This is a genomic window from Glycomyces endophyticus (assembly GCF_039531525.1).
Lineage (GTDB): Bacteria > Actinomycetota > Actinomycetes > Mycobacteriales > Micromonosporaceae > Glycomyces > Glycomyces endophyticus.
In genome coordinates this window covers 209,271-221,449 of sequence record NZ_BAAAQF010000002.1, presented here as the reverse complement: position 1 = coordinate 221,449, position 12,179 = coordinate 209,271, and the positions used below count along the sequence as shown (strand labels likewise).

Annotated in this window: 13 protein-coding genes and 2 tRNA genes; 7 read left to right on the top strand and 8 right to left on the bottom strand. The window is 73.0% G+C overall.

Going from position 1 to position 12,179, the window contains the following annotated elements:
• Positions 1-68 precede the first annotated feature (68 nt).
• Positions 69-143, bottom strand: a tRNA-Asp gene (locus tag ABD419_RS01800).
• 89 nt (positions 144-232) lie between these two features.
• A tRNA-Glu gene (locus tag ABD419_RS01795) sits at positions 233-305 on the bottom strand.
• Positions 306-520: 215 nt separating this feature from the next.
• Between ABD419_RS01795 and pheA the strand changes: the two genes are divergently transcribed.
• From pheA to ABD419_RS01775, 4 genes are all read left to right on the top strand, one after another.
• On the top strand, positions 521-1,438 hold the full coding sequence (gene pheA / locus ABD419_RS01790; protein ID WP_344481010.1) for a prephenate dehydratase: 918 nt from the start codon (positions 521-523) through the stop codon (positions 1,436-1,438).
• Between the two features lie 36 nt (positions 1,439-1,474).
• Positions 1,475-2,110, top strand: a complete 636-nt coding sequence (locus ABD419_RS01785) for a GOLPH3/VPS74 family protein (RefSeq protein ID WP_344481007.1) — start codon at positions 1,475-1,477, stop codon at positions 2,108-2,110.
• 55 nt (positions 2,111-2,165) lie between these two features.
• Entirely contained in the window at positions 2,166-2,948 is a 783-nt protein-coding gene (locus ABD419_RS01780) for an ArsR/SmtB family transcription factor (protein WP_344481004.1), read from the top strand.
• 111 nt (positions 2,949-3,059) lie between these two features.
• A complete protein-coding gene (locus ABD419_RS01775) occupies positions 3,060-4,382 on the top strand; it encodes an MFS transporter (RefSeq protein WP_344481001.1) in 1,323 nt (440 codons plus the stop codon).
• 93 nt (positions 4,383-4,475) lie between these two features.
• Here ABD419_RS01775 and ABD419_RS01770 read toward each other — a convergent pair whose 3' ends face one another.
• The 5 genes from ABD419_RS01770 to ABD419_RS01750 form a co-directional block, all read right to left on the bottom strand.
• Positions 4,476-5,549: an ABC transporter ATP-binding protein gene (locus ABD419_RS01770; RefSeq protein ID WP_344480998.1), complete on the bottom strand. Its 1,074-nt coding sequence runs from the start codon at positions 5,547-5,549 to the stop codon at positions 4,476-4,478.
• Positions 5,546-6,346, bottom strand: a complete 801-nt coding sequence (locus ABD419_RS01765; RefSeq protein WP_344480995.1) for an ABC transporter permease — start codon at positions 6,344-6,346, stop codon at positions 5,546-5,548. The genes ABD419_RS01770 and ABD419_RS01765 overlap by 4 nt, the downstream gene beginning before the upstream one ends.
• A gap of 30 nt (positions 6,347-6,376) precedes the next feature.
• Entirely contained in the window at positions 6,377-7,138 is a 762-nt protein-coding gene (gene modA, locus ABD419_RS01760; RefSeq protein WP_344480994.1) for a molybdate ABC transporter substrate-binding protein, read from the bottom strand.
• Between the two features lie 161 nt (positions 7,139-7,299).
• On the bottom strand, positions 7,300-7,683 hold the full coding sequence (locus ABD419_RS01755; RefSeq protein WP_344480991.1) for a TOBE domain-containing protein: 384 nt from the start codon (positions 7,681-7,683) through the stop codon (positions 7,300-7,302).
• A 326-nt stretch (positions 7,684-8,009) separates the two neighbouring features.
• The gene (locus tag ABD419_RS01750) at positions 8,010-8,351 is read right to left on the bottom strand and encodes a metallopeptidase family protein (protein ID WP_425555876.1); all 342 of its coding nucleotides are present in this window, start codon (positions 8,349-8,351) and stop codon (positions 8,010-8,012) included.
• A 65-nt stretch (positions 8,352-8,416) separates the two neighbouring features.
• On the opposite strand from ABD419_RS01750, the gene serS reads away from it, so the two are divergent.
• The gene (gene serS, locus ABD419_RS01745; protein ID WP_344480989.1) at positions 8,417-9,676 is read left to right on the top strand and encodes a serine--tRNA ligase; all 1,260 of its coding nucleotides are present in this window, start codon (positions 8,417-8,419) and stop codon (positions 9,674-9,676) included.
• Positions 9,677-9,804: 128 nt separating this feature from the next.
• Here the strand turns inward: serS and ABD419_RS01740 are convergent, their stop codons facing one another.
• Entirely contained in the window at positions 9,805-10,170 is a 366-nt protein-coding gene (locus ABD419_RS01740) for a DUF488 domain-containing protein (RefSeq protein ID WP_344480987.1), read from the bottom strand.
• A gap of 130 nt (positions 10,171-10,300) precedes the next feature.
• Between ABD419_RS01740 and ABD419_RS01735 the strand changes: the two genes are divergently transcribed.
• Together ABD419_RS01735 and ABD419_RS01730 are read left to right on the top strand one after the other, a co-directional pair.
• A complete protein-coding gene (locus tag ABD419_RS01735) occupies positions 10,301-11,152 on the top strand; it encodes an HAD family hydrolase (protein ID WP_344480984.1) in 852 nt (283 codons plus the stop codon).
• Between the two features lie 61 nt (positions 11,153-11,213).
• Entirely contained in the window at positions 11,214-12,041 is an 828-nt protein-coding gene (locus ABD419_RS01730) for an HAD family hydrolase (protein ID WP_344480982.1), read from the top strand.
• The last annotated feature ends 138 nt before the right edge of the window (positions 12,042-12,179 follow it).

Here is a 12,179-nt window from a genome sequence, read left to right as displayed (position 1 = left end):
ACCGGGGGCAGCGAGCCGGGGACGACGAAAAAGGCCCGCCGACGAATCGGCGGGCCTTTCCTTCACTGCGGTCCCGACGGGATTTGAACCCGCGACCTCCACCTTGACAGGGTGGCGAGCACTCCTAGCTGCTCTACGGGACCTTGGTCGAACCCGTTCGGGCTCTGCAAGGTCGCAAGACCTCTTCATTTATACCATCCGCGTCCGTGTGACCGGGACCGCGTCTGGGTCGTACCCCCAACGGGATTCGAACCCGTGTTACCGCCTTGAAAGGGCGGCGTCCTAGGCCACTAGACGATGGGGGCGCACGGTGATCCTGGCACGCGACAACGAATGTCGCACTCCGTTTTCTCCGGCTCACCACCGCGGAATTCCGCTTGGGCTCGACAAGCATACGTGACCCCGGCAGGGCCCCGGAGGGAGGGTGGCCGTTGAGACCGCGGTCTCAACAGGGCCCGCCGCAGCGCCCCGGACGTGCTGCTCGCGGCCGCGCGGCGGCCCTCCTTGCTAGCGTTGGACCATGGAGTTCGCCTATCTGGGACCGCGCGGGACCTTCACCGAGGCCGCGCTCCGCCGGCTGCCCGCCGCCAAGGGCGCCGCCACCGTGCCCACCGCCTCGATCCCCGAGATCCTCGACGCCGTCCGCCGCGGCGAGGTCGACGCCGGCTTCGTGCCCATCGAGAACTCCCAGGAGGGCACCGTCACCCTCACCGTCGACGAACTCGTCGGCGGCGACCCCCTCGTCATCGCCGGCGAGGTCGTCCTCCCGGTCACCTTCGTGCTCGCCTCCGCCAAGGCCCCCGCCGCGATCGCCACTGTCGCCTCCCACCCCCACGCGATCGCCCAGACCCGCGGCTTCCTCCGCCGCGAACTCCCGCACGCCGTCGTCCACCAGGCCCTCTCCACCGCCCAGGCCGCCCAGCGCGTCGCCGACGGCGAGTTCGACGCCTGCGTGTGCGCCCCCTTCACCGCCGAGGCCGCCGGACTCCCCGTGCAGGCCTTCGACATCGGCGACAACTCCGGGGCCGAGACCCGCTTCGTCCACGTCGTGCGCCCCACCGCGCCCCCCGAGCCCACCGGCAACGACATCACCTCCCTCGTCGTCTACATCGACCACGACCGGGTCGGCGCGCTCCTCGCCGTCCTCACCGAGCTGGCGAGCCGCGGCATCAACCTCACCCGCATCGAGTCCCGCCCCACCGGCGAGGGCCTGGGACGCTACGCGTTCTTCCTCGACTGCACCGGCCACCTCGCCGAGGCCCGCATGGGCGAGGCCCTCACCGGCCTGCGCCGCGTCTGCGCCGACGTCCGCTACCTCGGCTCCTACCCCCGCGACCACTCCGACCGGCCCGTCCCGCCCCCCGCCGGGCTGAGCGACGCCGACTTCGCCGACGCCGCCGCCTGGCTCGACCGGCTCCGCTCCGGCGGCACCGCCTGAGACCCGCGCCGGGCCGGCCGCGCCTACGCTGAGGGCATGCCCGGACTCCCCGCCGCCCTCGCCCTCCTCGCGCACGACCCGGCCACCGGCCGCGACCGCAGCGGCGGCTACCTCGACCTCGGCCTCTCCGGTGCCGTCCTGTTCGAACTCGCGCTCGCCGGCCGGATCGACCTCGACGCCAAGAAGGTCCGCGTCCTCGACCCGGCCCCCACCGGGGACCCGCTCCTCGACGCCCGCCTCGCCGCCCTCGCCGCCGACCGGCCGCGCGCCCCGCACGCCGCCGTCGACCGCGGCGCGAAAGGCCTCACCAGGACCGTCCGGGACCTCCTCGTCGAAACCGGGGACCTCCGCCGCGAGCGCGGCAGGGCCCTCGGGATCTTCCCCGTCGACCGGTACCTGCCCCGCCGCGGCGCCGCCGACGACGCCCGCACCCGCCTCGCCTCCGCGTACCGGACCGGCCGCTCCCACGACGAGCGCACCGACGCCCTCCTTACCCTCGTCGCGGCCGTCCGCCTCGAGAAGGCCGTGTTCCCCGACCGGGACGCCCGACCGGACCGCAAGCGGCTCAAGGCGCTCGCCGAGGCCCACTGGGTCGGCGCCGCCGTCCGGAAGGCGATCGCGAACCGCCAGGGCGCTACCGCCGCCGCGGCCTCCGGCGGCGGCGGGGGCTGACCTCCTTCGCGCGGTCCTGGATGCGGCCGCCGCCGCGGCGTGGTTAGCTTGGGGCATGTCTGAAACATCTGCTTCGCATCCGGACGAGGAGCCTCCGCCGATCCCGCTCGTCCCGGGCCTCCCGCAGCCGCCCGTCCCGCCCGTGCCCGGCGCACCGGGCGTCCCCGCCATCCCGGTCCCGCCCGGCGTCGAGCTCCCGGACCTGCCGGTCCCGCCCGTGCCGCCGGAGCCGCCGCGGAAGCTCGACATGGACCACGTCAAGATCACCGACCCCGAGCGGATGAAGGCGCTGGCGCACCCGGCCCGCATGGCCGTGTTCGACTACCTGGCCAAGCGCCGGGCCGCGGGCTTCGACGGCGCGACGGCCACGGAGATCGCCGAGGTCGCGGGGATGACGCCGAGCGCGATGAGCTACCACCTGCGGACGCTTGCGAAGGCCGGGTTCATCGAGGAGGCCCCGAACCGCGGCGACGCCCGCGAGCGGGTGTGGCGGATGCTGCTGCACAGCTTCTCGATCTCGGCCGAGGAGGGCGCTCCGGAGAGCCACAAGGTGATCGAGCGGACCATGGGCGAGGCGTTCCGGGCGCAGCAGGAGCAGAACTACATGCGCTGGGTCGAGCAGGCGCCGACCGTCGAGCCGGCGCTGCGGCGAACGGCCATGACCCAGCAGGGCCACATGCGGCTGACGCCGGAGGAGGCCGCGGAGTTCACGCGCCGGTTCATGGAACTGGAGCAGGAGTACGTGGACCTGGGGGTGAAGCGGTCCGAGGAGGGCGCGGACCCCGAGGACGGGACGCACGTGTTCAGCGTGCTGTTCCGGTTCTTCCCCCGGATCTGACCTGCGGCGGGGCGGGCCCGGGAGGCGGGCCCGCCGGAAGCGTGAAAGAAGAACTTCAAAAAATCTGAAAAACCTCTTTCGCATCGAGGTGTGAAAGTGTATCTTCGAAATATGTCTTTCACATCCTTCGCCGACGGGACCCGCTGGTCCGACGTCTACACCTCCGCCGCCTGCGCCTTCCTCGCCGGCACGGCCATGTTCACGGCCGACTTCGCCCTCACCCTCCGCCTCCAGACCGACGGCTACGGCGCCTTCGCCATCGCCGCGCTCATCATCTGCGCCACCCTCCCGCTCGTCCTCCTCTCCCCGGTCACCGGCCGCATGGCCGACCGCTTCGACAGCCGCGCGCTCATGGCGACCTCCGGGCTCCTGCAGGCGGCCTCGATCGTCGCGATGGCGTTCACCGACGACCTCCTGGCGCTCTACGGCCTGGTGATCCTGAACGCCTGCGGCACCGCGATCAACCAGCCGGTCGTCAGCGCGCTGGTCCCGCTCATGTCCCGCCGCGAGGACCTCCCGCACGCGGTGGCGATGGTCCAGACCGGCACCCTCGTCGGCCTCGCCGCCGGCCCCGCGATCGCCGGGTTCGTCATCGGCGCCCACTCCGCCGGCGCGGCCCTCATGCTCGCCGCCGGCTGCGCGCTCCTGCGGGTCCTGTGCTGCCTCGACATCCGCACCCGCCGCGGCGGCATCCGCCGCGACCTCACCGCGGCGGCCGCGACCGCCAAGGCCGCGTGGAGCCTGCGCGGGGACCGCCTGCTCACCGCCATGGTCTTCGGCCTCGGCGCCGTCATCGCCGCGATGTGCGCCGTGAACGTCCTCAGCGTCTTCCTCGTCCGCGAGGTCTACGACGCCACCGAGAGCATGTACGGCCTCATCAAGGCCTGCTGGACCCTCGGCATGGTCGGCGGCGCCTGGATCGCGGCCGCCGTCATCCGCCGCCTCGACCGCGACGTGCAGCTCGCCTGGATGCTCATGGCGTGCCTCGCCGGCGTCGGCCTCATGTGCTTCGGGCAGGGCCTGCCGCTCTTCTCGGTCCTGCTCATGGTGCCGCTCAACCTCATCGGCGGCATCTTCAACGCCGGCGAGAACTCCGCGCTCGGCATCGCCCTGGCCCGCCGGGTCCCCGAGGCCTTCCGGGGCCGCGCCAACGCCGCGGTCAACGGCCGGGTCAACGCGGCCCAGCTCATCGGGTTCCTGCTCGGCGGCGCGATCTCCACGGTCATGGACGTCCAGACCGCGTTCCTCGCGGTCGGGGTCGTCTCGATCGCGATCGTCCTGGCCTGCCTCCCGGTCATCCGCCGGGCGGCCCGCGCCGACGAGACCGACGCGGCCGCGAAGGCCGACCTGGCCGCCGCCGAGGCCGCCCCCGCCGCGAAGCGCGAACTCGCGGGCGCGGCCGCGTTACACAGGATCCCTCCCCGCGGATGGTGAACCCGCGAACGGGAGGCGAAGCCCGCGACCGGGAAACCGAGGCCGGAGGCGCTGTGCGCCTCCGGCCTTCGCCGTCGCGCGCGCAGTACAGGGTCACGCCGGGTAGGCGCGGATCTCCGCGGCCTTCACCGCGGCCCAGACCTCCTGGCCCGGTTCGAGTCCGAGCTGGGCCGCGGCCGCGGGGGTGACGTCGGCGGCCGCGCGGAGCGGGCCGTCGAGCTGGACCCGCAGGTGGTCGCCGTGCCGGTGGACCCCGGCGACGACCGCCCGCCACGTGTTCCGCGGGCTGCCGTCCGGTTCGGTCCGGAACAGCGCCACCGCACTCGGCGCGAACGCCGCGAACGAGTCCCCCTCGAGCGCCTCCGCGGTCGCGAGCACCTCGCCCGAGGCGAGCCGGACCGTGCGGCCCGACGCCGAGCCCCGGTACAGGTTCAGGCCCACCAGGCGCGCGATGTAGTCGGTGCGCGGCCGGGCCGTGACGGACTCGCCGTCGCCCTCCTGCACCGCGCGGCCGTCCTCGACGACGACGAGGCGGTCGGCGAGCATGAGCGCGTCCACCGGGTCGTGCGTCACCAGCACCGCCGGGCCCGCGAGCCCCGCGAGGTGCCGGTGGAGCTCCACGCGCGTATCGAGCCGGGTGCGGGCGTCGAGGGCCGCGAGCGGCTCGTCGAGGAGCAGCAGCGCCGGATCGGTGGCGAGCGCCCGCGCCAGGGCGACGCGCTGCGCCTGCCCGCCCGAGAGCTGCCCGGGGCGGCGCTTCGCGAACTCGCCCAGGCCGACCCGGTCGAGCCAGTCCGCCGCGAGCGCCCGCGCCTCGGCCCGGCCGAGTCCGCGTCGGCGCGGACCGAACGCGATGTTGTCGGCCGCGTTCAGATGCGGGAACAGCAGGTAGTCCTGGAAGACGACGCCGATGCGCCGGTGCTCGGGCGGCGTCCACCTCCCGCCGGTGCCCGGCCGGTCGAGGAGGACGCCGTCGAGCGCGATGTGCCCTTCGGTGAGGGCCTCCAGGCCCGCGAGGGCCCGCAGGGCGGTGGTCTTCCCGGCGCCGTTGGGGCCCAGGAGCGCCACGGTCTCGCCGGGGGCCGCCCGGAGGCGCAGGTCGAGGCGGAACCCGCCGCGGTCGACCACGAGGTGCGCGTCGAGTCCGTGCGCCGCTGCGGTGCTCATGCGACCGCCGTCCAGCGCTCGCGCAGCGACGCGAGCACGACCACGGACACCGCGAGCAGGATCAGGCTGAGCACGATCGCGGCCTCCAGGTCGGACTGCAGGGCGAGGTAGACCGCGAGCGGCATGGTCTGGGTGCGGCCGGGGAAGTTGCCCGCGAACGTGATCGTGGCGCCGAACTCGCCGAGGGCGCGCGCCCAGCAGAGCACCGCGCCGGCGAGGACGCCGGGGGCGATCATGGGCAGCGTCACGCGCGTGAACACGGTCCAGCGGCCCGCGCCGAGGGTCGCGGCGGCCTCTTCGAACCGCACGTCGGCGCCGCGGAGCGCGCCTTCGACGGCGACGACGAGGAACGGCATCGACACGAAGGTCATGGCGAGGACGACCGCGGTGGTGGTGAACGGGATGGTGACGTCGAACCGCTCGTGGAGCCAGGAGCCGATGATCCCGCTGCGCCCGAACACGAGCAGGAGCGCGACGCCGCCGACGACCGGGGGGAGCACGAGCGGCACCGTGACGAGCGCGCGCAGGACGCTGCGCCCGGGGAAGTCGCCGCGGGCGAGCAGCCACGCGATCGGCACGCCGAAGAGCAGCGACAGGGCCGTCGCGAGGGTCGCGGTGAGGAGGGAGAGGCGGAGGGCGTCGAGCATGGCCGGCTCGGCGAGGCGGGCGGGCAGCTCGGTCCACGGGGCGCGGGCGAGGAGGCCCGCGAGGGGGAGGATGAGGAACGCGAGCCCGATGACCGCGGGCGCCAGGAGCGCGGCCGGGACGCGGCGGCGGCGGTTTCGGTTGGCGGGCATGGCGTTCCTCATCCTAGGCGTTCGGGTCCGTCAGGGGCGCTGGAATCCGGCGGCTTCGAGGACGGTCCAGGCGTCGTCGCCGAGGACGTACGCGGTGAACTCGGCGGCGAGGTCGGGTGCGGCGGCGTCGGCGAGGGCGGTGACCGGGTAGGTGTTCACCGCTTCGGCGGACTCGGGGAACTCGACGGCGTCGACCTCGTCCTGGGCGGCGATGGCGTCGGTGCGGTAGACGAGGGCGGCGTCGACTTCGCCGAGGGTGAGCTTCTGGAGGGTGGACTTGACGTCGGCCTCGTACGTGACGGGGGTGACCGCGGTGCCGGAGGCGTCGATCGCGGTCTGGGCGGCGGCGCCGCAGGGGACCTCGGCGGCGCAGGCGGCGAAGTCGAGGCCTGCGAGGTCGGCGAGGCCGGTGACGCCGTCGGGGTTGCCGGCGGGGACGGCGATGACGAGCTGGTTGAGCGCGAACGGCTGCGGGTCGACGGCGGCGCCGGCGTCGACGACCTTGTCCATGTTCTTCTGGTCGGCGGAGGCGAAGACGTCGGCGGGGGCGCCTTCGGTGATCTGCGCGGCGAGGTCGGAGGAGGCGGCGAAGCTCAGCTCGACGTCGACGCCGTCGTGCTCGGCCTCGAACCGCTCGCCGATCTCGGTGAACGCCTCGGTGAGGGAGGCGGCGGCGAGCACGGTGAGCGTGGTCGGCTCGGTCTCGGCGCCGGTGTCGTCGCCGCTGCCGCAGGCGGTGAGCGCGGCGAGCGCGAGGGCGGCGGTGAGGGCGAGGGCGGGTCTGGTGCGCATGTGGTGCTCCCGGAGTTCGGTCCGGCGCCATCGCGTCGCGATGCCGTCCGGTGGCGGCGGCGGTGTCGTGGCCCGGCGGCGCTACCGCTCGGCGGTGCTACTGCCCGGCGGTGCTACTGCCCGGCCGTGCTGCTGCTCGGCGGTGCTGCTGCTCGGCGGTGCTACTGCTCAACCACGACGTTGGTGGACTTGACGACCGCGGTCGCGAGGGAGCCGACTTCGAGGCCGAGTTCGTCGACGGCTTCGCGGCTCATGAGGGAGACGACCCGGAACGGGCCGACCTGGAGGTCGACCTGGGCCATGACCTGGTCCTTGACGATCGCGGTGACGATGCCCCGCAACCGGTTCCGCGCCGAGGAGTTCCCGGTGCCGTCCGGCGCGGCGGCCCGGTCGCGCGCGAACGCGGCAAGGTCGGCGCCGGTGATCGCCCGGTGCCCGTGCTCGTCGCGGTCGGCGGCGAGCCTGCCGGCGTCGATCCAGCGGCGGAGGGTGTCTGAGGAGACCCCGAGGAGCTCGGCGGCCTCGCCGATGCGAAACGTCGTCACCTGTCGAGCATAACCTTGCGAATGCGATGACAGTGTTGATGAACGCTTGCATTTGCGAACCCGATTCCGTGAATTCCTCGCGAATGCCGATCCGGGAACTGTCGGACCCGTATGGCACGGTTCTTGAACCGGGGGCCCGCGGATTGGGCGGTGCGCCCGGCGAAACAGCGGCTTGGCGTGCCCGCGAAACGCCCGCCCGGGCAGCGCGAGCAGCCCTCGCTTCCAGCGGAAACGTCGGACCCGTGTGGCATGGTTCTTGAACCGGGGGCCCGTGGATTGGGCGGTGCGCCCGGCGAAAAAGCGGTTTGGTGCGCCCTCCGGGCGGCTCAGCCCCAGCCGAGTTCGTGGAGGCGCTCCTCCTCGATGCCGAAGTGGTGGGCGATCTCGTGGACCACGGTCACGGCGACCTCCTCGACGACCTCCTCGGGGGTCGAGCACATGCGCAGGGTCGGGCCCCGGTAGATCGTGATCGTGTCGGGGAGGACCCCGCCGTACTCCCAGCCCCGGTCGGTCAGGGCCGTGCCCTGGTACAGGCCGAGGAGCTCCTTGTCGGGGCCCTCGGGCTCGTCGTCGACCAGGATCACCACGTTGTCGAGCATCGCCATCAGCTCGGCCGGCACCGAGTCGAGCGCGTCGGCGACCGCCGCCTCGAAGTCCGCCTCGTCCATATCCACCACCACACGCCCACAATATGCGCTGGGGAGCCCGCGGGCCCGGCCGGTAATCTGTGGACGTGATTGATCTGCGAGCACTGCGAGAGCACCCTGACGCCTACCGCGACAGCCAGCGCAAGAGGGGCGCGTCTCCGGACGCCGTCGACGCCCTCCTCTCCGCCGACGCCGACCACCGCAGTGCCCTCCAGTCCTTCGAGTCCCTCCGCGCGGAGCAGAAGGGCCTGGGGAAGAAGATCGCCGGCGCCGCCGCCGACGAGAAGCAGGAGCTGCTCGAGCGCACCAAGTCGCTCGCGGCCGAGGTCAAGGAGGCCGAGTCGCGGGTGACCGCGACGGCCGCGGCGTTCGACGCGGCCGGGAAGGCCATCCCGAACCTGGTCGCCGACGGCGCCCCGGCGGGCGGCGAGGACGACTACGTCGTGCTGCGCGAGGTCGGCGAGCGCACCGAGATCGAGGACCCGAAGGACCACCTGGAGCTCGGCACCGCGCTGGGTCTGCTCGACACCGAGCGGGGGGCGAAGGTCTCGGGCTCGCGGTTCTACTACCTGACCGGCGACGGCGCGCTGCTCCAGCTGGCGATGCTGAACCTGGCGATGCAGCAGGCGGTGGAGACGGGCTTCATGCCGATGATCCCGCCGGTGCTGGTGCGCCCCGACGCCATGGAGGGCACGGGGTTCCTCGGCGAGCACGCCGACGAGATCTACTACCTGGAGCGTGACGAGCAGTACCTGGTCGGGACCTCCGAGGTGCCCCTCGCCGCGTACCACTCGGGCGAGAACCTGGGCGAGCTGACGCGGCCGCGCCGGTACGCCGGCTGGTCGTCGTGCTTCCGCCGCGAGGCGGGCTCGTACGGGAAGGACACCCGGGGGATCATCCGGGTGCACCAGTTCGACAAGGTCGAGATGTTCTCCTACTGCCGGCCGGAGGACGCGGCCGCCGAGCACGAGAAGCTCCTGTCCTATGAGGAGCAGATGCTGCAGAAGATGGAGCTGCCGTACCGGGTCATCGACGTCGCCGCGGGCGACCTCGGGACCTCGGCGTCGCGGAAGTTCGACTGCGAGGCGTGGGTGCCCACGCAGGGCCGGTACCGGGAGCTGACCTCGACCTCGAACTGCACGACGTTCCAGGCCCGCCGCCTGAACGTGAAGTACCGGGACGAGCAGGGCCGCAACGCGGTCGCCGCGACCCTGAACGGGACGCTCGCGACGACCCGCTGGATCGTGGCGATCCTGGAGAACCACCAGCTCCCCGACGGGACGGTGCGGGTGCCGAAGGCGCTGCAGCCGTATCTCGGCAAGGAGCTCCTGGAGCCCCGGAAGTAGCGAGTGTNCGCCGACTCGTGGTCGGCGGCCCGCTTGCGGTTCGAAGGCAGGAGTCGAGCCGCCGGAGGCCGGGTTCCGGGCCTCCGGTGCACCACCCTGGCACGGGGGTCCGACACTCCCGGCCGGGGTTACGTCTCGAGCTGTGCTTCCAGCCAGGCCTTGAGGACGAGGGCGTGGTTGACCTCGGTGTCCTTGGCGGCGTAGAGGAGCGTGACCGGTCCGCGGCGGGCGGCGGCGAGGAGGGGTTCGGCGCGCTCGGGGTGGCCGTCGAGTTCGCCGCGGTAGCGGCTGGTGAACTCGTCGAAGCGGTCGGCGGTGTGGCCGAACCAGATGCGCAGGTTCGGCGAGGGCGCCGCGTCCTGGGCCCACTCGACGCCGTCGAGGTCCTCCTTGGCGACGCCGCGCGGCCACAGCCGGTCGACCAGGAACACCGCGCCTTCGCGGTGCGGGTCCTGGCGGTAGTCGTAGACGCGTTCGATCGTGATGTCGGACATGTACGCACGGTATGCCCCCGCGCCCCGCGATGGGTGGGTTTGGTGCGATTGCAGCTTTCATGAGGCCGGCCACGTGAGTTCAGCCGCTCGACACCCCGCCGTTCACCCCGGTGGGGCTACCGTTGAAGGCGTGTCAGACATCGCCCCGCCCCGATTGAGAGAGCAGCCTCCGAAGCTCGTCGCCGTCGACCTGGACGGCACCGTCGTCGACTACCACGACGAGCAGCTCACCACGCCTTCCAAGGCCGTGATCGAGGCGGTCGCGCGGGTCCGCGCGGCGGGCGTGCCCGTCGCCGTCGTCACCGGCCGGGCCCTGTGGGGCACCGTCCGCACGGCCGCCGACCTCGGCCTGGACGAGGGGTTCGCGTCCGCGAACCACGGCGCGGCCGAGTACGACCTGGGGCTCGGCGAGGTCTCGCACGAGGCGGTCGTCGACGTGAAGGCGGCGGTCGAGGCGTTCCTCGCCTCCGACCCGGCGGTCGAGTTCGCCGTCGCGCACGGCCTCGACGGCTGGTGGCACACCAAGGGCTTCAAGCGCGACTTCCACGCGAAGTGGGCCGGGGTCATCGACCTCGACGACATCCTGGACCGCCCCGCGGCCCGGATCGTCGCCCGCGTCGCCTCCGACAACAGGTACGGCGGCGCCTCGCGCTGCCCGCACGCGATGCGGCTCGCGCAGGGCGCCGGGCTCGACCCGCTCTCGTACCACGTCGAAGTCGGCTACAACGGCTGGGTCGACATCGGACCGCCCGGGGTCAGCAAGGCCACCGGCATCGCCCGCATCGCCGAGCGCTACGGCGTATCATCGGCCGACACCGTGGTCTTCGGCGACGCCCACAACGACCTGACCATGTTCGCGTGGGCCGGTCACGCCGTCGCCATGGGGCAGGCCGACCCGGACGTGCGCGCGGCCGCCGACGAGGTCGCGCCGTCGGTCTGGGAGGACGGCGTCGCGAAGGTGCTGTCCCGCTGGTTCCCCTGAGCCCGGCGGGAGTTCGACGAACGAGATGCGCGGCGGCGGTCGCGGTTACCGAGGAGGACGCATGATCCAACTGGCCCGGCTCCCGAGACTCGTCGCCACCGACCTCGACGGGACCGTCGTCCGCTCGGACGAGTCCGTCTCCCCCCGGACCATGGCCGCGCTCAAGCGCCTGGCCGCCTCCGGGGTCATCCTCGTCGGCGCCACCGGCCGCGGGCCGCGCCTGCTGGACCTGTGCCGCAACGACGTGCCCTCCGCGGACTTCCTCGTCATGGCGCAGGGCGCGTTCGTGTACGAGTGCCGCTACGACGACACCGTCGTCGAGCTCGCCGACCGGTCCGTGGACGGCTCGATCCTCCACGAGGCCCTGCGGCTCATCGAGGCCGAGGTGGGGCCGCTGCGCGCGATCGCCGAGCCCGCCGACCCCGACCGGGCCCTCACCGGCGACGCGATGCCCGACTGGCCGTGGACCGCGGTCCGCCTGGAGACCGCGCCGCGGGACGTGGCGTTCACCGGCCCGATGGTCAAGGGCTACTTCGTGTCCGACAGCTTCACCGGCCCGGAGCTGCTGGTGGCCGCGCAGGACGTGGTCGACCCCGGCCTGGTCACCGTCACCGAGTCCGGCGTGGGGATGCTCGAGGTGTGCCCGGTCGGCGTCACCAAGGCCGCCGGGATCCAGGTCGTCCTCGACAAGTTCGGTATCGACTGGTCCGACGTGCTCGTCTTCGGCGACGCCACCAACGACCTCTCCATGATCAAGGCCGCCGGGCACTCCGTGGCGATGCCCAACGGCCACCCGTGGGTCCAGGCCGCGGCCAGCGAGATCGCGCCCGCGGGCAACAACGACGACGGCGTCGCGCAGTACGTGGAGGAGCTCCTCGAACTGCTCTAGCGCCCGTGTCGGATCTAGGACACCGCGACTACTGAGCGTTGCGCCTGGTCGGGATCGGACCTAGGCTCCCTTGTGGTGGGGACCGAACTGGCCGAATCACGTTCGCGCACAGGAGCCGCCGCATGTCCCGATCCGAAG